Here is a 19,527-nt window from a genome sequence, read left to right as displayed (position 1 = left end):
GCGAGTTGTGAGCAAAACGGGGGGATGGAGTGATGGCTTCCGGAACGCGCGTGCGGTCCCGTGGCCGGTCGGGGACGCGGGGTTCCTCCGCGCCGCGGCCGGAACCGGAACAGCGGTCGTCGGCGTCGGGTGCGCTCCATCTCAGATCGCGGTCCGGGCAGGCCGGGGTGTTCCGGTTGCAACGTCTCGTGCTGCTGGAGATCGCGGCCGCCGCGCTGCTGGTCGGATGGGTGATCGACCCGGTCGCCCTGATCGTGGCGGGCGTCGTCGCGGTCCTTCTGGTGCTCGCCGCCTTCGTCCGCCGCCGCGGCCGCTCCCTTCCGGAGTGGTTCGGTACGGCGCGGGCGCTGCGGGCCCGGCAGCGGCGCGCCGCGAACACACCGATACCGGTCGGCACGGAACCGGGGTTCGCCCCCGCCGTGGAGTGCGACCCGAGCCTGCGGACGTACACGTACGCGAGCCGTGACCGGCGGCCCATCGGCATCGTCGGGGACGGCACCTTCGTCACCGCCGTCCTCCAGGTGGAGGCCGACGCGACCGCGTTGCGGGCCGAGCGCAACCGGCAGCCGCTGCCGCTCGCCCTGGTGCACGACGCCCTCGAGGTGGACGGGATCCGCCTGGAGTCGGCGCAGGTCGTGCTGCACACGCAGCCCGCGCCCGCGCTCCATCTCCCCCAGCAGTCGGTGGCCGTCTCCAACTACGCGCCGCTGCAGGAGCAAACCGGCGCTCCCGCGGTGCGCATCACGTGGATCGCGCTGAAACTCGACCCCGAGCTGTGTCCGGAGGCGGTGGCCGCGCGCGGCGGTGGTCTCGTCGGGGCGCAGAAGTGCGTCGTCCGGGCGGCCGACCATCTGGCGAGCCGGCTGACCGGGGCCGGGTTCCGGGTCACCGTCCTCGACGAGGAGGAGCTGACCACCGCGATCGCCACCTCGGCCAGCGCCAATCCGCTGGTGACGGCGGAGGCGGGGCGGACGGAGGCGCGGGAGCGGCGGACCGAGGAGTTGGGCCGCAGCTGGCGCTGCGACAACCGCCGGCACACGACGTACTGGATACGCCGCTGGCCCACCCTGGGCGGCAGGCGGGCGCCGTCGCTGCCGCAGTTCCTCGCGCTGGTCACCGCCGTCCCCGCGCTCGCCACCACCTTCAGCCTGACCCTCACGCGCGGGGAGCGCCAGGAGGTGTCCCTGTGCGGTCATCTGCGGGTGACCGGGCGCAGTGACGATGAACTCGTAGCGGCCCGGCGCGCGGTACAGGCGGCGGCACGCCACGCGGGTGCGGGACTGGCCCGCCTCGACCGGGAACAGGTGCCCGGCATGCTCGCCACTCTGCCTCTCGGAGGTGCCCGGTGACACCGACGACCGCACGCACGGCCCGGGCGGCACGGACGGCCGCCGCTCCCGGCGAGCCGCAGCCCTCCGGCGACGGGCGGGCACGCGAACTGCTGCGCCGTGGCTTCGGGTTGCTCGGCCCCCGCCACGGACGCCACTCCGTGCCGCTGGACCAACTGTCCGCCCTCACGCTGCCCATCGGGGACGACGGCGTCGTCATCGGAGTGGACGCGGAGGGGCGCCCGGCGGTGCTGGGGCTCAACCGGCCGACGCCGTACGACGTCGTCCTCATCGGAGGTCTGTGGACCGCGCAGGTCATCGCCCTGCGAGCGGCGGCGACGGGAGCGCGGGTCGCCGTGGAGACCGGGCGGCCGCAGGCCTGGATGCAGATGGTGCATGCCATGGGCGGCGGGCAGAACGGCCTGGCCGTGTACGACGTCGGACGGGTGCCGCCGCAGGGCACGTCGGCCGGAACACCGGTGCTCGTGGTGCGGGACTGCGGTATGCGGCCCCCGCGCGGGCGGGTCGTCTCGGGGCCGTGGCAGTCGGTGCTGACGCTGCTGCCGTATCTCAGTCCCCTGGCGCCGCGGCTCGTACGGCAGGCCCGGCTGGTCGGTGTGCAGCGGATCTCGCCGGACGAGGCCACGGAGTTGGGGCGCACGATGGCGCTGCCCCAGGGCGAGGTCGAGGCCCTGCCGACGCTCTCCGACGGACTCACGCTCTGGTGTGCGGACCGCGACCGGCAGTACGTGCTGACCCAACCCACTGATGCCGAGATCGGATTGTTGGGTAGGCCCAGAAGGATGGACTGAATCAGCGACTTCCGCCTGGAATTGGGCACGTGTTGTCGTTTCGTTCATTTTATCGCGCGATGCCTTGGTCACTATCGGATGATTTATTGGTCAATGGTGAGGCGCCGTACGGCACTTCTGAGCACGGTGTGACGTCGTGTGCGTGTGCTGTGGAACGGACGGGCCTGCTGAGGTGCGGCGCGTGGTGATTAGGCTGGGAGTGGACGCCGGGCCAGAACCCGTGGACCGGGCGTCGGCGTCCCAGGGGGAGAGCCGGTGGATCGGACGACCTCGAACGACAAAGGACGACAAGTAATGGTCGCCCCGGCACGGCATGAGGGTGCTCGACCACACCAGGAGGAATTGTGAGCAGCGATCGGGACGGGATCCGCGGGGGCTGGGCAACACCCGGCGATGACCAGCCCGACGCGGACTCCGCCGTCGAGGCGACGGGGGAGTTCACCATCGACTACGCACCGCCCGCCTGGTACACGCAGAACGCGGGGGACGGTCCGGGGACTGGTGCGGGCGGCGGCTCGGGCGAGGGTCCGGGTACGGGCTCCGGGCCTGCTTCCGGGGCTCCGTTCACACCTCCGGCGGCTCCTGCGCCTTCCGCCTCTCCCGCGACGCCGGTGAGTGGGACGGGGACCCCGTTCCCTCCGCAGGCTCCGGTTCCGGGCCCCTTCCAGGGCGCTCCTCACACACCGCCCGCGCCTCAGACGGGGGGTGCCGTCGGCGCGCCCGGCTTCCCGGAGGGGAGCGGCTACGCGCCGCAGCAGGCCCAGCCGGAGGGGCACCCTCAAGGGCAGTGGGCGCCACCGCCGGTGCCTCCGGTCGACTCCGCGGATCAGGACACGGATTCCGGGAACGGTGATCTGGAGAGCGGCGCCACCATGCGGTTCTCCTCCGTCGCCCTGAAGCGCGAGATCGCGGAGCGGGCGGCCGCGGCTGAGGTCGAGGGTGAAGCCGAGGGCGCGGACAGCTCCGCGCCGGTCACGGCGACGGGTGAGGAGGCCGAGGTCTCCGGTGGGGCTGACACGGCTGCCGACGTCGACGGGGCGGTTGCCGAGGAAGAGTCGGCCGGTTCGGGCGACTTGGACTTCGACGGCTCGCGCCCTGACGGTGACGACGCGTCCGCTGCGGCGGAGGATGAGGGCTCGGAGGGTTTCGCGGCTCCGGTGGCCGGGGCTGAGGGCACCGTGGTGGCTGAGAGCGGCGAGGCCGAGGAGGCCCCGCTCTCGGACGCCGACGCTGAGAGTGCCGTGCCCGAAGCCGAAACGGCGCGGGGCGAGGATGTCACCGGCTCCGAGGAGACGCGGGTTCCCACCGACGCACACGCCGCCGACGCCCACGCCGCCGACGCGCATGCCGATGCCGCGCATGCCGGTGCCGCGGCGCCCGTGCCCGAGCCTGCCGCCGAAACCCCGCAGGTCAGCGCGTCCCACGAGGCCGGCCCAGCCGCGCCGCATGCCGAGCCGCAGGGCACTCCGCCCGCCGCGGCGCACGACGCGCCGTCCACCGCCTGGGCTCCTCCGCCCGTGCCGCGGAGCGGGGTGCCGCCGCTGCCGCCGTCGTACCAGCCCGCCGCGCCCGCCCCGGCCGCACAGTGGCCCGCACAGCCGCAGCCTGCGGACCCGGCGACGCCGAGCGAGCACCCCAATGTCCAGCCGTCGCAGGGACAGTCGCCCGTGCCGCCCCCGCAGCAGCCCGTCCAGCCACAGGCTCCACAGCCGGGGCCGCCCGCCTGGAACCCGGCGGCGGCACAAGCCCCGGCCACCCCGCAGAACCCGCAGCACGGCTACGGCTTCCCGCACCCCGCCGCGCCCCACGCGCAGGCAGGGCCCGGCGCCCCGCAGCCCCCGGGGCCCGGTACGCCCCAGACGCCCGGTGGTTACGGCTTCCCCCCGGCCCCCGACACGGCCGGTGCGTACGGCTACCCGTACCCGAACGCACAGCAGGGGCAGCCCCAGCCCACGCCTCCAGCTCCACAGCCGCAGCCGCAGCCGCCCGCGGCACCCCAGGCCGACCCCAGCGCCGCCGCGGGTTACGGCTTCCCCCCGCCGAACGCTGCGGGCGGCTACGGCTTCCCGTACCCGAACGCGCCGCAGCCCCCGGCCCAGCAGGGACAGCCGCAGCCCGAAGGGGCGCCCCCGCACGGGACCCCGCACGGCGCTCAGCCGCCCCAGCACGCCGGTCAGCACCCGCAGGGCGCACCGCAGCCCGTGGACCCGCGGGCCGGGGCCGCGTGGCCGCAGCCGATGCAGCACGACCAGCGCCAGGTGACGAACCCCGGTGCCGCGCCGCTCGGTTACACCGCGGCCGTGGAGCTGTCCTCCGACCGGCTGCTCAACAACAAGAAGCAGAAGGCGAAGAGCGGACGCCCCACGTCCGCGCCCTCCCGGTTCAAGATCGGGGGGAAGAAGGAGGAGGCCGAGCGGCAGCGGAAGTTGGAGCTGATCCGCACACCGGTGCTCTCCTGCTACCGCATCGCCGTGATCAGCCTCAAGGGCGGCGTCGGCAAGACGACCACGACCACCGCGCTCGGCTCCACCCTCGCCATAGAGCGGCAGGACAAGATCCTCGCCATCGACGCCAACCCGGACGCCGGCACGCTCGGCCGCCGGGTGCGCCGGGAGACCGGGGCCACCATCCGTGACCTCGTCCAGGCGATCCCGTACCTCCACTCGTACATGGACATCCGGCGGTTCACCTCCCAGGCCCCCTCCGGCTTGGAGATCATCGCCAACGACGTCGACCCGGCCGTGTCCACGACCTTCAACGACGAGGACTACCGGCGGGCGATCGAGGTGCTCGGCAAGCAGTACCCGGTCATCCTCACCGACTCGGGCACCGGTCTGCTCTACAGCGCCATGCGCGGTGTGCTCGACCTCGCCGACCAGCTCATCATCATCTCGACGCCGTCCGTGGACGGTGCGAGCAGCGCCAGTACGACGCTGGACTGGCTGTCCGCGCACGGGTACGCCGGGCTGGTCTCGCGCTCCATCACCGTGATCTCGGGTGTGCGCGAGACCGGAAAGATGATCAAGGTCGAGGACATCGTGTCGCACTTCGAGACACGGTGCCGGGGCGTCGTCGTGGTGCCCTTCGACGAGCATCTCTCCGCCGGTGCCGAGGTCAACCTCGACATGATGCGGCCGAAGGTGCGGGAGGCGTACTTCAACCTCGCGGCGATGGTCGCCGAGGACTTCGTCCGCCACCAGCAGGCGCACGGCCTGTGGACCTCCGACGGCAACCCGCCGCCGGTGGCCGCCCCGCCGATGCCCAGCCCGCAGGCCCCGGACCAGCCCATGCCGGGCCCGTTCCCGGGTCAGCAGTACCCCGGCCAGTACCCGGGCCAGCCCCACCCCGGGCAGCCCCACGCCGGGCAGCCCCACGCCGGGCAGCCCCACGCCGGGCAGCCCCATCCCGGCCAGCCGATGCCGGGGCACCCGATGCCGGGGCAGCCGATGCCGGGGCAGCCGATGCCGGGGCAGCCGATGCCCGGGCACCCCGCCCCGGGCCAGCAGGCCCCCGGCCGGCCCGGCCCCGGGCCACAGCATCCCGGTCAGCCCGGTGCCTACCCTCAGCCCCCGCACCCCGGCCAGCCGTACGCCCCGGGTCAGCCCTATCCGCAGGGCGGAGAGGCCCAGCCCGGGCAGGCCGCCCCCGGCCAGCCGCAGCCGTACCCGCACGCCGGTCAGCCCTACCCGCACGCCGGTGAGCCCTACCCGCCACACCAGGGCCAGCCCGGCCAACCGGGTCAGCCCGGTTACCCCGCGGGCTACCCGCAGGCAGCACCCCAGCCCCCGCAGGATCCCCACGCCCAGCAACCGCCGCACCCCGACGGCCAGACCCCTCCCCCGCCGCCCCCGCAGCAGCAGTAACCCCGGGCGACTCACGGCACGACGAAGGGCGGCCGGTGCCTCCGCAGGCACCGGCCGCCCTTCGTCGTCGTACGAACGAAGCCGCCGTCGGCTACTGCGTCTCCGCGGCCTCCGCCTCGGCCACCAGCTCCCGGCACCGCTTCACGTCCTGCGCCATCTGCTCCAGCAGGGCCTCCAGCGTCTCGAACCGCGCCTGGCCGCGCACGAACGCGAGGAAGTCGACGGCGACGTGCAGCCCGTACAGATCGAGGCCCACGCGGTCGATGGCGTACGCCTCCACCGTGCGCTCCGTGCCGTCGAACTGCGGGTTCGTGCCGACGGAAATGGCGGCCGGCATGGCCTCGCCGGCCGCGTGCAGCCAGCCGGCGTAGACGCCGTCGGCGGGGATCGCGGTGTGGGGCAGCGTCTCGACGTTGGCGGTCGGGAAGCCGAGCTCGCGGCCCCGCTGAGCCCCGCGTACCACCACGCCCTCCACCCGGTGCGGCCGGCCGAGGATCTCCCCGGCGCCCGCGACGTCGCCCTCGGCGACCAGGCGCCGGGTCAGCGTCGAGGAGAACGGTTCGCCGCCGCCCGCCTCGCCGGTGACGTACAGATCGACGACCTCGACCTCGAAGTCGTAGACCTTGCCCTGCTCGGCGAGGAACTCCACGTTGCCCGCGGCCTTGTGGCCGAAGCGGAAGTTGGGGCCCTCGACGACCGCCTTGGCGTGCAGCTTGTCGACGAGGACCTTCACGACGAAGTCGGCCGACGACAGCTTCGAGAACTCGGTGGTGAAGGGGAGGATCAGGACCGCGTCGACGCCGAGGCCCGCCATCAGTTCGGCGCGGCGATGGTGCGCGGCCAGCAGTGGCGGGTGGCTGCCGGGGCGGACGACCTCGCTGGGGTGCGGGTCGAAGGTGACGACGACCGCCGGAACACCCAGCTCCCGCGCCCGGTCCACCGCGTGCCGGATGATCAGCTGGTGTCCGCGGTGCACTCCGTCGTAGGAGCCGATGGTGACGACGCTGCGCCCCCAGTCCTGGGGGATCTCCTCCAAGCCACGCCAGCGCTGCACTGTGACCGCTCCTCGAACGCTTGCCCGTAGTTACCGTTGACCTGTTGCGCAGGTCTAAGGGTGCCATGCCGCGTGCCCTCGGCCCGCATCGGCATCCGGTCTCAGGCCGGGACGCGCGGCCCGGCCAGGTTCTCGATGGTCCGCCGGGTGCTGGGGCCGACCACCGCGGCCCAGTCCGCGGGGGCGGTGGTCAGCCAGCCGGTCACCTGGGCGGCGAAGCCCGGTACGGCGCGGCTCAGGTCGACGAGGGCGCGGTCGAAGCGGGTCGCCCCGTCCGGGGTGCGGACGAGACGCAGGCCGACGCGGTGCACGAGGTCGCGCAGATCGTCGCCGCCGTGCCGGACGGCGGTGTCCAGCACGGCGTCGAGCACCGCGGGGGCGTTCTCCCGGGCCAGGAGGAAATCGCGCAGTTCATGGCGCAGGGGGCGGGAGACTGAGGTGCCGGGAGCGGCCAGCACGGCGGCCAACGCGGCCCGCGTGGACTCCGAATCGCAGCCTTCCCGCAGGTCACCGTCGAGGAGGGCCTCGTCCAGCAGCCCGGTGACCAAGGGGTGCAGGACGGAGCGGGTGGTCGGTTCGTGGTCCAGGTTCAGGCGGCGGTCGACGTACGCGGCCAGGTGGTCGGCCGCCTCCGGCCGCTCGTCGACCACCTCGCGGATCACGACGGCGACCCGGCGGGCCAGGGCCGCAGTGGTCGCGTCGGCGAGCGTGCGCAGGGTCTCTCCGGTGTCGGAGCCTCGGCACAGACGGGCCAGGAAGGCCTTCAGGACCGGCTCGGAGTGGGTGTGCAGCGCGGCGGCCAGCGCGCTCGGCGGGAACTGCGGGTCCCCGGCGGCGAAGCGCTCCAGCGCCCGCGGGAGGTGGCCGTCCCTGGTGTACGGATCCTGGACGAGGAGGGCGAGCGCGCCGCCGTGCAGGGTGCAGTCGGCGGGGCGGGCGACCAGCGTGAGGGCGGCGCGGCGCAGCAGGTCACGGTCGGCGTCGGCACGGACATGTGCGGCGGCGCACAGCCCGTACGCCACCGCCGCCGCCCGTCGGTCCGGCCGCTCGTCGCGCACCCAGCGGTCGACGGCCCGGCAGATCGCGGACGGCTCCTCCTCGGTGAGGACGGTGAGCAGTTCGTCGGCCCGCCGATGGGTGGCTTGCGCGAGGGCCTCCGTGAGGTCGTCGAGCGCCCGGTGCCGATGCGTGTGCAGCAGCGCCTGCGCGGCCGTGGCCACGGTCGCGTGCGGGGTCGCGGGCAAGGGACGCTCGTCGTCGAACCAGCGCGTCAGGTACGGCTGTACGGCGGTGGCGTCGGCGGCGAGGAACCGGGCGGCCGCGTCCAGGTAGCGGGGGGTGTCGGTGTCCTGCGGGGCGGGGTCGGCGAGGACGAGCCGGCGCAGCAGGTCGAAGCGGCGGTCCTGCGGGAGGCGCAGGTCGCTCCAGAACGCGGGACCGAACTCCTCGGGCACGGTCCGCCCGCTCTGCCGCCAGGCCACGACCCGGTCGGCGAGCAGGCGCAGGACGCCGGTGTAGGGCGTGGCGTCCGGGACCCGCAGCAGGGTCCGGGAGAGCAGGCGGGCGGCCCACCAGGAGTGCGGGTCGGCGTCCAGGGCGTGCAGCAGGTCGGCCAGGCGGGAGGCGAGGTCGCGGGCGCCGTGCCGGCGGGCGAGGAGGAGCAGGGACTGGACGACGGGGCCGATGCGGTGGTGCGGTACGGGAAGGGGGTGTTCGGTACCGTCCGGATCGCGGCGGCGGTGGACCAGGGCGTGCAGGGCCTCGTCCAGGTCGAGGTGGGTGCCCTGGATCCAGTCGGCGAGTTCCTCGTGGGCGAAGCGGTAGCCGCTGCCCGCGGGGACGAGGAGGCCTTCGGTGAGTACGGCCGAGGCCCAGCCGGTGCCGCCGCCGAGGCGGGCCGGGGCCGGGCCCCACGGGAACACCGCCTCGAACGACTCCCTGTTCAGCTCGCCCTGTCCGGGGCCGAGGCTGCGCCGGGCGGCCTCGTGGATCTGGCCGCCGACCTTGGCGGCGAGCCGGCGGACGGCGGTGCCGCGCAGGCCGGTGTCCGCGGCGAGCCGTACCGCGATGCGCAGGCACATCAGGTCGAGGTAGGCCGCGAACACCTCGTCGCGGTCGAGGGGGGTGAACGGAGCGTCGGGGAGGGCGGCGCGGAGCTCGGCGAGGAGGCGGAGGGTGAGGGGGTGGCGGGCGTCGGGGGCGTGGAGGCTGCCGTCGGGGATCCGGTAGCGCGCGCGGGCCAGGGCGGCTTCGGGCTCCCGGAGATCGCCGAGGCGGACGCAGGGTGGGAGCCGCGGAGGGGAGTTGTCGCCCCCGCCGCACCTGCCCGTCCCGTCCCCGGGGGCCGCCTCCTCGGACCTCCCTTCGGCCCGACCGGCCTCGTCGTCGGACGCCGGAGGGGCCGACGGGTCACCCGGCGCCACGAGAGCACCCCTGCGGTCACCCGGCGCCACGAGAGCACCCCTGCGGTCACCCGGCGCCACGAGAGCACCCCTGCGGTCACCCGGCGCCTCAAAGGCATCGCCCTCGGACAGCCCCTCTCCCCGGTACAGCACCTCCCTCGGGAACTGCGACTCCTCCCAGTACTCCTCCCCGCACGCCACCACCAGCCGTGCCCCGCTCTCCCCCAGCCACCTCACCGTTCCCCGGGTCCATGTGCCGAGCCGGTGTGCCGGCAGGGGCGGCATCTCCTCCGGGCCGTCGAGCAGCAGGAGCAGGGGACGGTCGGCGGCGCGGGCCGAGCCGGCCAGACGCTCGGGGGTGATGTCCCCGAGGCCGGGCGGGGAGGCCGGGGAGGAGGCGGCGACGATGCGCGCCGCACGGTTCAGGGCGCGGTGGGCCGCGTCCGCCAGGGACTCGTCGCCGTCCTTGAGATCGGCGCCGCGCAGCCAGAGGGTGGGGGCGGACTCGGGGCCCCGGTGGCGGCGGGCGGCGAGGGCCGCGAGTTCCGTCGTACGGCCGCTGCCGGGCGGGCCGACGAGGCCGAGGACGGCGTACCGGCTCCGGGTGAAGTCGGCGAACTCACGGATCAGTTCGGTCCGTTCGACCGGCTCGGCCACCCCGACGGTGCCTTCCATGCCGGTCCGCGGGCCGTCCTGGGCCACCGAGGTCGCCGTGAGTTCCAGGATCCCGGCGAGGTTGAGGTCGGCGCCGTAGGCGGGCACGGTCGCCGCGTTGCGAGCGAGCAGGTCGGCGAGCGGGCCTCCGGTGACGGTCCCGGACGCTGCGCGGTTCAGCGGCAGGGCGAGCCCGTAGTCCCGGCCGTCGGACTGGAGCGCGGTGCCCAGGACGCCCAGCACGGCGCCCGTCGCGGCGTCGAGCACCGGCCCCCCGGCCGCCCCGCCGCCCGGCCGCAGCGCGTCCCGGCCGGCCGTGCCGATCGCCAACTCCAGCGCGTCGGCGATGAGATGGAAGCGGTCGGTGGCCGTGTACGTCGCCGAGGTCGCCCCCAGAACCCGCGCCTCGCGCCAGCACCCGGCGGCGAGACGGACGTAGGTGCCGGTCTCGATACGGTCCCGCGCGGAGACGGGAAGGGGGGCCACTCCGAGCCCCTCGCTGCGTACGAGGGCCAGCCCCAGTTCGGGCAGTGGGGTGACGTCGGCGGCGGTGGCGAGGCAGTGGCGGTCCCGGGCGGTGTGCAGGAGGAGGCGCGCCGGCCCGTCGACGGTCTCGTGGGCGGTGATCACCGTGCCGTGGTGGTCGGCGACGAAGCCGAGGCCGCGCGGGCGGCCGGACAGGTCGTGGACACGGACGAGGGCCGTGTCGAGCGCGTCCCACGGCAGCTGGTCCCGCCGGACGCTCGGGCACGGCTCTCCGGGGAGCAGGGCACGGGTGCCTCTCCTGCCGCCCGCATGCTCCCCCGCTGTCTCGTCCACGCTCCGGAACCGGTCCCGTGCGGCCCCTTCCGCCATGGTCGTGCCTCCCCGTCGTACGCGCGTGCCCTGCGTGCGACCGTAGGCGCGGGAAGATCGGCGGGACAGATCGTGCGCGTAACGCGCCCCCGTGCACTCCCTCGGTTCACTCCGAGCGCCTGCCCGGACGGGTGAATGAACGGCGGCTGCTGGATAAGCCTAGGGGTGGGGGAACCGAGGGGGGACCGTGGAGCGGCGACAGTGGACGACCCCGTGATCGCCGCTCCACGGGCGGACCGGAGCCGGTAAGGCCCGGGGCCATGGGCACCGGGCACCGGGCACCGGGCACCACCCTCAGCCGAAGACGGCCAGGCTCTTCGCCTTGCCCTTGTGCTCCTCGACGAGCGCGAGGAACCGGCCCTCGGGGTCGAAGACGGCCACCGGACCGCCGCCCGCGTACTCGCCGGGCATCTCCAGCCGTACGCCGTTGAGGAGCAGCCGGGACCGCTTGGCGTCCACGTCCCAGCGGGGGAACGCGGCCGCGGCCGCGTCGGCGATCGGCATCACCGTGAGCTCCTGCTGGAGCTGGTCGAGCGTCTTCGCGGTGTCCAGCTTGTAGGGGCCGACGCGGGTGCGGCGCAGGGCCGTGAGGTGCCCGCCGACGCCGAGGTCGGCACCGAGGTCGCGGGCCAGGGCGCGGATGTAGGTGCCGGAGGAGCAGACCACCGACACGACCAGGTCCAGGACGGGCGTGCCGTCCTCGGCGACGGTGTCACGCACGTCGTACACCGCGAAGGACGAGACCCTGACGGGCCGGGCGGGGATCTCGAAGTCCTCGCCGTCGCGGGCCCGCTTGTACGAGCGCACGCCGTTGATCTTGATGGCGCTGACCTTGGACGGCACCTGCATGATGTCGCCGCTCAGCTTGGCGACGCCGGCGTCGATGGCGTCGCGGGTGACCTGGGAGGCGTCGGCCGACGCCGTGATCTCGCCCTCGGCGTCGTCGGTGAGGGTGGTCTGTCCGAGGCGGACGGTCCCCAGGTACTCCTTCTCGGTGAGCGCGAGGTGCCCGAGGAGTTTCGTCGCCTTCTCGACGCCGAGGACGAGGACGCCCGTGGCCATCGGGTCGAGGGTGCCGGCGTGGCCGACGCGGCGGGTCCTGGCGATGCCCCGCATCTTGGCGACGACGTCGTGCGAAGTGAAGCCCGACGGCTTGTCGACGATGACAAGGCCGTCGGGCGGGGTGGGCTTCTGGGTCATTCGGTGGTGTCGTCCTCGTCTTCACCCGGCTTCTTGTACGGGTCCGCCTCGCCGGCGTAGGTGGCGCCGGCCGAGACCTCGCGCACCTTCTCGTCGGACTGGCGTGCCCTGTCGAGGAGGTCCTCGATGGTCCGGGCGGTGTCGGGCAGCGCGTCGGCGACGAAGGTCAGCGTGGGCGTGAACTTCACGCCCGCCGCCGCGCCGACCGCGGAGCGCAGGACGCCCTTGGCGCTCTCCAGTCCGGCGGCCGCCGCCTGCCGCTCCTCCTCGTCCCCGTACACGGTGTAGAAGACGGTCGCCTCCCGCAGATCACCCGTGACCCGGGTGTCGGTGATGGTGACGTGCGAGCCGAGCCGCGGGTCCTTGATCCCGCGCTGCAGCTTCTGGGCCACCACTTCCCGGATGAGGTCCGCCAGCCTCTTGGCCCGCGCGTTGTCGGCCACTGGTCCGTCTCCCGTTCTTTCCTGTCTGGGTCGTTCTGGGTTCGTCAGTCGTCTTCGCCGTGGAAGCGCCGCCTGACGGACAGCAACTCCACCTCGGGGCGTCCCGCGACCAGCCGTTCGCACCGGTCGAGCACCTCGGTCAGGTGCCCCGCGTCGCCGGACACCATCGCCAGGCCGATGCCGGCCCTGCGATGGAGGTCCATGTGATCCACCTCGGCCGCGCTCACCGCGTACTTGCGCTGGAGCTCGGCGACGATGGGGCGGACGACGGAGCGCTTCTCCTTCAGCGACCGTACGTCGCCGAGGAGCAGGTCGAAGGACAGCGTCCCCACATACATGTGTAACCGGTTCACCCGCCGGTCCGGGATCGATGGCCCCGCCATCCACGTGGCAGGGACATCAGAACCGTACAACGAACGGCCGGGGCCGATCGACGGAGTTTACTCTCCGTCGACCGGCCCCGGACCGGACCGTCTCAGAAACGGAAGCCCGAGCGCTTACACGCGCGGCTTCTCCCGCATCTCGTACGTCGCGATGACGTCGTCGATCTTGATGTCGTTGAAGTTGCCGAGGTTGATACCACCCTCGAACCCTTCGCGGATCTCGGTGACGTCGTCCTTGAAGCGGCGCAGACCGGAGATGGTGAGGCTCTCCGCGACCACCTTGCCGTCGCGGATGAGGCGCGCCTTGGTGTTGCGCTTGACCTCGCCGGAGCGGACCAGGACACCGGCGATGTTGCCCAGCTTGGACGACTTGAAGACCTCGCGGATCTCCGCCGTGCCGAGCTCGACCTCTTCGTACTCCGGCTTGAGCATGCCCTTGAGGGCCGCCTCGATCTCCTCGATCGCCTGGTAGATGACCGAGTAGTAGCGGACGTCCACGCCTTCGCGCTCGGCCATCTGCGCGGCACGACCGGCCGCACGGACGTTGAAGCCGATCACGATGGCGTCCGAGCCCATCGCCAGGTCGATGTCCGACTCCGTGACCGCACCGACGCCGCGGTGCAGGACGCGGATGTCGACCTCTTCGCCGACGTCCAGCTGGAGCAGGGAGGACTCGAGGGCCTCGACGGAACCAGAAGCGTCACCCTTGATGATGAGGTTGAGCTGCTGGACCTCGCCGGCCTTGAGCACCTTGTCCAGGTCCTCGAGGGAGACGCGACGCGTGCGCTTGGCGAAGGCCGCGTTGCGCTCGCGGGCGGCACGCTTCTCGGCGATCTGACGGGCCGTACGGTCCTCGTCGACCACCAGGAAGTTGTCACCCGCACCCGGGACGTTGGTCAGGCCCAGGACCTGGACCGGCGTCGACGGGCCCGCCTCGGCGACGTTGTTGCCGTTGTCGTCGAGCATGGCGCGCACACGACCGTAGGCGTCGCCCACGACCATCGTGTCGCCGACCCGCAGCGTGCCGCGCTGGACGAGGACCGTCGCCACGGCACCGCGGCCGCGGTCGAGACGGGACTCGATCGAGATGCCCTGCGCGTCCTGGTGCGGGTTGGCCCGCAGGTCGAGCGAGGCGTCGGCGGTGAGGACCACGGCCTCCAGCAGGGAGTCGATGTGCAGACCCTGCTTGGCGGAGATGTCGACGAACATCGTGTCGCCGCCGTACTCCTCGGCCACCAGCCCGTACTCGGTGAGCTGGCCGCGCACCTTGGTCGGGTCGGCGCCCTCGACGTCGATCTTGTTGACCGCGACGACGATCGGGACCTCGGCCGCCTTGGCGTGGTTGAGCGCCTCGACCGTCTGCGGCATGACGCCGTCGTTGGCCGCGACGACCAGGATCGCGATGTCCGTCGACCGGGCACCACGGGCACGCATGGCGGTGAACGCCTCGTGACCCGGGGTGTCGATGAAGGTGATCGCGCGGTCCTCTTCGTTGACCTGGGTCGAGACCTGGTAGGCACCGATGTGCTGGGTGATGCCGCCGGCCTCGCCCGCGATGACGTTCGTCTTGCGGATGGCGTCGAGCAGTCGGGTCTTACCGTGGTCGACGTGACCCATGACGGTGACGACCGGCGGACGGACCACCAGGTCCTCGTCGTCGCCCTCGTCCTCGCCGAACTCGATGTCGAAGGACTCGAGCAGCTCGCGGTCCTCCTCCTCGGGGCTGACGATCTGAACCGTGTAGTTCATCTCGCCGGCGAGGAGCTGCAGCGTCTCGTCGGAGACGGACTGCGTGGCCGTGACCATCTCGCCGAGGTTCATCATGACCGCGACGAGCGACGCCGGGTTGGCGTTGATCTTCTCCGCGAAGTCGGTGAGCGAGGCACCGCGCGACAGGCGAATGGCTTCGCCGTTGCCGCGAGGCAGCATCACGCCGCCGACCGACGGGGCCTGCATGGCCTCGTACTCCTGGCGCCTCTGCCGCTTCGACTTGCGACCGCGACGCGCGGGACCGCCGGGACGACCGAAGGCGCCCTGCGTGCCACCACGGCCACCGGGACCACCGGGACGACCACCGAAGCCGGGACGACCGCCGCCGCCACCGCCGGGACCACCCGGACGGCCGGCGAAACCGCCGCCACCGCCACCGGGACCCGCGGGACGACCGGCGAAACCACCGCCACCGCCACCGGGACGACCGGCGAAACCGCCGCCGCCACCGGGACGACCGCCGCCACCGCCGCCGGGGCGACCGCCGCCGCCACCGGGACCACGGCCACCGGGGCCACCGCCGCCGGGACGCGGACCGGCAGCGGGACGCTGCGGCATCATGCCGGGGTTCGGACGCGGGCCGCCGGGGCCGCCACCGGGACGGGGACCGCCCTGAGGACGAGGCATACCGCCCGGGGTAGGACGCGCGCCGCCCGGAGCCTGGGGACGGGGACCGCCGCCCTGGCCGCCGGCAGCCTGCGGACGGGGACCGGCACCGGCGCCGGGGGCGCCGCCGGGACCACCGGGGCGCGGGCCGCCCTGCGGACGGGGCGCCTGCGGGCGCGCCATACCGGCGTTGCCACCGGAGGTGAAGGGGTTGTTACCCGGGCGCGGACCGGACGGACGGGCACCGGGGCGCTGGCCCTGGCCACCGCCGGGGCGCTGGCCCTGACCCTGGCCACCGGGACGCTGGCCCTGTCCCTGGCCCTGACCGGGCGCGGGACGACCGCCGGGCTTCGGAGCGCCGGGGCCGGGACGAGCACCGCCGGGCTTCGGACCGGACGAGGCGGCCGGGGCGGCCGGGGCCGACGGCGGAGCGGTGAACTCCGGGGCGGCCGGGGCCGGACGGGGCGCGGGCTTGGGGCCCGGACGCGGGCCGGAAGCCGCCGGCGAGGGGGTCGACGCCGGGGCCGACGGAGCCGACGGAGCCGCCGGGGGCGTCGGAGCCGCGGGCTGCTGGGCAGCCGGGGGCTTGGGGGCGGCCGGCCGCGGAGGAGCCGGACGTGCCGACTGCGCCGGAGAGGGCGCGCCGGGCTTGGGGGCGGCCTTGCGCGGGGCGGGCTTCGCGGCGGACTTGCCGTTGCCACCGCCCTGGAAGGCGTCGGTCAGCTTGCGTACTACGGGCGCTTCGATCGTCGAAGACGCCGAACGGACGAATTCACCGAGTTCCTGGAGCTTGGCCATGACGACCTTGCTCTCCACACCGAACTCCTTGGCGAGTTCGTATACCCGGACCTTAGCCACTTCGCTCCTTTGAGGTCCGGGTTGCGTCCGGACCGTCGCTACTTCATGGGCGTACTCATCGCGTGCTCATCGAGTGCTCATCGCAATCTCGACCTACTTCCAACTCGCGGGGTACCAGAGCCGCACGGGGTTCCGCGCGACGCGTCTTACGGTGTTGCCTGCTCAGCAACGGTCGCCTGCTCGACGTACTGGCGCAACGCCTTTGTGTCGAGCGCTCCCGGGGCGCGCAAAGCCCGCGTGAACGCCCGGCGGCGCACTGCCTGGTCGAGACAGACCAGGGCGGGGTGCACGTACGCACCCCGGCCGGGCAGCGTACCGCGAGGATCAGGGACGCACGCGTCCTTGATCGCCACGATCCGCAGCAGATCATCCTTGGCCGCTCGCTCCCGGCACCCCACACAGGTGCGCTCAGGGCATGCGCGGGCATGCGTCCGGCCAGACACTGCTAAGTCTACCTCCCCGCAGCGACCCCACCCCTTTGGGGGTGGAATCGAACGGTTGTTGTCGTGATCTAAGCGGGCTGCGGCTGGGATCTATTCCCTCACCGACTCGGACGGCTGCTCGGACGCCGGTTCGGTGTCCGGGCGGATGTCGATCCGCCAGCCGGTCAGACGGGCGGCGAGCCGGGCATTCTGCCCTTCCTTGCCGATCGCCAGCGACAGCTGGTAGTCCGGCACCGTCACCCGCGCGGAGCGGGCCGCGAGGTCGACGACCTCCACCTTGGACACCCGAGCGGGTGACAGGGCGTTCGCGACCATCTCGGCCGGATCGTCCGACCAGTCGACGATGTCGATCTTCTCACCGTTGAGCTCGCCCATGACATTGCGCACCCGGCCGCCCATGGGGCCGATGCAGGCGCCCTTGGCGTTCAGGCCCGAACGGGTGGGCCGGACGGCGATCTTCGTACGGTGACCGGCCTCACGGGCGATGGCGGCGATCTCGACTGAACCGTCGGCGATCTCCGGCACCTCGAGGGCGAAGAGCTTCTTCACCAGATTGGGGTGGGTGCGGGAGAGCGTCACGGACGGCCCGCGCACGCCCTTCGCCACCCGGACGACGTACGACCGCAGGCGCATGCCGTGCTGGTACGTCTCGCCGGGGACCTGCTCCTGCACCGGCAGGATGGCCTCCAGCTTGCCGATGTCGACGAGCACGTTCTTCGGGTCACGGCCCTGCTGCACCACACCGGTGACGATGTCGCCCTCGCGGCCGGCGTACTCGCCGAGCGTCGCGTCGTCCTCGGCGTCGCGCAGGCGCTGCAGGATCACCTGCTTGGCCGTGGTGGCGGCGATACGGCCGAAGCCGGACGGGGTGTCGTCGAACTCGCGGGGCTCCTGGCCCTCCTCGAGGTCCTCGGGGTCCTCCTTCGCCCACACGGTCACATGTCCGGTCTCCCGGCTGAGCTCCACGCGCGCGTGTCGGCGGCTTCCCTCGGTGCGGTGGTAGGCGATGAGGAGGGCCGACTCGATCGCCTCGACCAGCAGGTCGAAGGAGATCTCCTTCTCCCGTACCAAGCCCCGCAGGGCACTCATGTCGATGTCCACGGCTACGCCTCCTCTTCCTTCTCGTTCTTGTCCTTGCGGTTGAACTCGACCTGGACGCGCGCCCTGTCGATGTCCGGGAAGGCGAGTCTGCGGGTCGTGGCCTTGCGGCCCTTCACTCCGGGCACCTCGACGTCGAGTCCCTCGTCGTCGACCTCGATGATCCTGGCGACCAGTTCGCCGCCCTCCACGAGCTGGAATTTCACCAGCCGGTCGGTGGCGCGCACGTAGTGCCGGTGTTCCTTCAGGAGGCGCTCGGCGCCCGGGGTGCCGACCTCGAGGGTGTACTCGCCCTCACCCATCGCGTCCGTCTCGTCGAGCTTCGCCGAGAGCGCGCGGCTCACATCGGCGATCTTGTCCAGGTCCGCACCGGTGTCGGAGTCGACGACGACGCTCAGCACACGCTTGCGTCCGACGGAGTCCACGGCGATCTCTTCGAGATCCAGTCCCTGGGAGGTGACGAGCGGTTCCAGGAGCTCTCGCAGCCTCTCGCTCTGGGTGGTGCTCATCCGGGTGACTCCTCGGCCGCGTGTGCTGTTGTGGGATGGGTCGCGTGTCAGGTCAAAGGGTATCCGGTCGCGGGGAGTGTTGCCGTCCACCTGTGTACGGGCGGCGCCGGTGCGTGGCGACCGGCGGTGCCGCGGGTACGGTGATCATGGGCCTGCCGCCCGCCGTGTATTTCTTTCATACGAGTCCCCGAGGACGTCTTCCGTGCCGTTCCCCTCACCGTCGCGCACCCCCGCGGGGCCGCGCAGAAGAGCCCTGCTCGCCTCGGCCGCCGGGGCCGCCCTGCTCGCGGGCTGCTCCTCCCCGGACGACTCCGGCGGTGGCACCGGCAGCAGCCCCTCGACGACCGACCGGGCACGCGCGCGTGCGGCCCGGGACAGTGCGGGGCTGGTGGAGCGGTACGACGCCGTGATCGCCGCCCATCCGACGCTGACGGAGCGGCTGCGACCGCTGCGCGCGGAGGCGGTACGCCACAGGGAGGCGTTCGGCGGCGTACGGGGCTCGGGGTCACCCACGGCCTCCCCGTCGCCCGGCGCCGCCTCCCAGGCGTCACCGTCCGTGTCCCCCACTCCCGCCGTCCCGGCCACCGAGAAGGACGCCCTCGCCGACCTCGCCGCCGCCGAGCGGACCCTGGCGGACCGGCGGGCCACGGCACTCCTGGCGGTGCCGGGAGAGCTGGCCCGTCTGCTGGCGTCGGTGGCGGCGGCGGGTGCGGCACACGCGTATCTGTTGACGGAGGGTGTCAGGTGAGTGAGGCGAAGGACGGGGAGGTGCGGGCGCTGCAGGCGGCGCTCGCGGCGGAGCACGCGACCGTGTACGGGTACGGGGTCGTCGGCGGGCGGATCGTCGAGGGACGGCGCACTGAGGCTCGGGCGGCGTACGACGCTCACCGGGCGCGCCGGGACGCGCTGGTGCGCGAGCTGCGCGACCGAGGCGCCCCTCCGGTCGCCGCGAGCGCCGGTTACGCGCTCCCCTTCCCCGTGCCGGACTCGGCTGCGGCGGTCCGGCTGGCCGCCGAGCTGGAGGAGCGTGTGGCCGGGGTCTACTCGGACCTGGTGCGGGCGACCGGGGACGCGCGGCGGCGTGAGGCGGCCACAGCACTGCGGGAGGCGGCGGTGCGGGCGGTGCGCTGGCGCGGAGAGAGCGTAGCCTTCCCTGGGCTCGCCGAGCGGGCCGGTACGGCCTCGGCGTCGGCGTCGGCGGCCCCTCCGGTGTGAACCGGGGGGCTGAGCGACCGGAGAGGAAGGGAAC

General features: G+C 73.4%; 14 protein-coding genes. 5 read left to right on the top strand and 9 right to left on the bottom strand.

Translation table 11 applies throughout. The annotated features are described in order from the left end of the window. Window positions 1-32: 32 nt before the first annotated feature. The 3 genes from eccE (at window position 33) to IG99_RS30375 (ending at window position 6,003) form a co-directional block, all read left to right on the top strand. Window positions 33-1,349, top strand: coding sequence for a type VII secretion protein EccE (gene eccE / locus IG99_RS30385; protein ID WP_107056061.1), 1,317 nt, complete (start codon window positions 33-35; stop codon window positions 1,347-1,349). Further along, window positions 1,346-2,140, top strand: coding sequence for a hypothetical protein (locus tag IG99_RS30380; RefSeq protein ID WP_037679497.1), 795 nt, complete (start codon window positions 1,346-1,348; stop codon window positions 2,138-2,140). Before eccE ends, IG99_RS30380 begins: the two co-directional genes overlap by 4 nt. A gap of 344 nt (window positions 2,141-2,484) precedes the next feature. Beyond that, window positions 2,485-6,003 carry an SCO5717 family growth-regulating ATPase gene (locus IG99_RS30375; protein WP_037679493.1) on the top strand — a complete coding sequence of 1,173 codons (3,519 nt, stop codon included), beginning with the start codon at window positions 2,485-2,487 and terminating at the stop codon, window positions 6,001-6,003. Between the two features lie 91 nt (window positions 6,004-6,094). Here the strand turns inward: IG99_RS30375 and IG99_RS30370 are convergent, their stop codons facing one another. From IG99_RS30370 to rimP, 9 genes are all read right to left on the bottom strand, one after another. Continuing rightward, a complete protein-coding gene (locus IG99_RS30370) occupies window positions 6,095-7,057 on the bottom strand; it encodes a bifunctional riboflavin kinase/FAD synthetase (RefSeq protein WP_037679490.1) in 963 nt (320 codons plus the stop codon). A 101-nt stretch (window positions 7,058-7,158) separates the two neighbouring features. Next, complete coding sequence (locus tag IG99_RS30365) at window positions 7,159-10,968, bottom strand: trypsin-like peptidase domain-containing protein (RefSeq protein ID WP_234312020.1); 3,810 nt, start codon at window positions 10,966-10,968, stop codon at window positions 7,159-7,161. A 294-nt stretch (window positions 10,969-11,262) separates the two neighbouring features. Further along, window positions 11,263-12,168, bottom strand: a complete 906-nt coding sequence (gene truB, locus IG99_RS30360) for a tRNA pseudouridine(55) synthase TruB (protein WP_037679487.1) — start codon at window positions 12,166-12,168, stop codon at window positions 11,263-11,265. Next, entirely contained in the window at window positions 12,165-12,611 is a 447-nt protein-coding gene (rbfA, locus tag IG99_RS30355) for a 30S ribosome-binding factor RbfA (RefSeq protein ID WP_037679484.1), read from the bottom strand. Before rbfA ends, truB begins: the two co-directional genes overlap by 4 nt. Window positions 12,612-12,655: 44 nt before the next feature. Beyond that, window positions 12,656-12,949 (bottom strand): DUF503 domain-containing protein, encoded by a 294-nt coding sequence (locus tag IG99_RS30350; RefSeq protein WP_037679482.1) that lies wholly within the window; start codon window positions 12,947-12,949, stop codon window positions 12,656-12,658. 159 nt (window positions 12,950-13,108) lie between these two features. Next, window positions 13,109-16,228 (bottom strand): translation initiation factor IF-2, encoded by a 3,120-nt coding sequence (gene infB / locus IG99_RS46205; protein WP_078947991.1) that lies wholly within the window; start codon window positions 16,226-16,228, stop codon window positions 13,109-13,111. 146 nt (window positions 16,229-16,374) lie between these two features. Further along, window positions 16,375-16,671, bottom strand: coding sequence for a YlxR family protein (locus IG99_RS30335; RefSeq protein ID WP_078947990.1), 297 nt, complete (start codon window positions 16,669-16,671; stop codon window positions 16,375-16,377). A 90-nt stretch (window positions 16,672-16,761) separates the two neighbouring features. Next, window positions 16,762-17,772 (bottom strand): transcription termination factor NusA, encoded by a 1,011-nt coding sequence (nusA, locus tag IG99_RS30330; RefSeq protein WP_037679472.1) that lies wholly within the window; start codon window positions 17,770-17,772, stop codon window positions 16,762-16,764. A gap of 2 nt (window positions 17,773-17,774) precedes the next feature. After that, the gene (gene rimP / locus IG99_RS30325; protein WP_037679470.1) at window positions 17,775-18,278 is read right to left on the bottom strand and encodes a ribosome maturation factor RimP; all 504 of its coding nucleotides are present in this window, start codon (window positions 18,276-18,278) and stop codon (window positions 17,775-17,777) included. A gap of 202 nt (window positions 18,279-18,480) precedes the next feature. Between rimP and IG99_RS30320 the strand changes: the two genes are divergently transcribed. After that, window positions 18,481-19,026 carry a hypothetical protein gene (locus tag IG99_RS30320; RefSeq protein ID WP_037679468.1) on the top strand — a complete coding sequence of 182 codons (546 nt, stop codon included), beginning with the start codon at window positions 18,481-18,483 and terminating at the stop codon, window positions 19,024-19,026. Then, window positions 19,023-19,493 (top strand): ferritin-like domain-containing protein, encoded by a 471-nt coding sequence (locus IG99_RS30315; protein WP_037679466.1) that lies wholly within the window; start codon window positions 19,023-19,025, stop codon window positions 19,491-19,493. The genes IG99_RS30320 and IG99_RS30315 overlap by 4 nt, the downstream gene beginning before the upstream one ends. The last annotated feature ends 34 nt before the right edge of the window (window positions 19,494-19,527 follow it).

It is taken from the genome of Streptomyces griseus subsp. griseus, from assembly GCF_000720255.1.
Lineage (GTDB): Bacteria > Actinomycetota > Actinomycetes > Streptomycetales > Streptomycetaceae > Streptomyces > Streptomyces griseus_I.
Note: the sequence above shows the minus strand (reverse complement) of the source record. Positions and strands in the feature narration are given on the sequence as shown.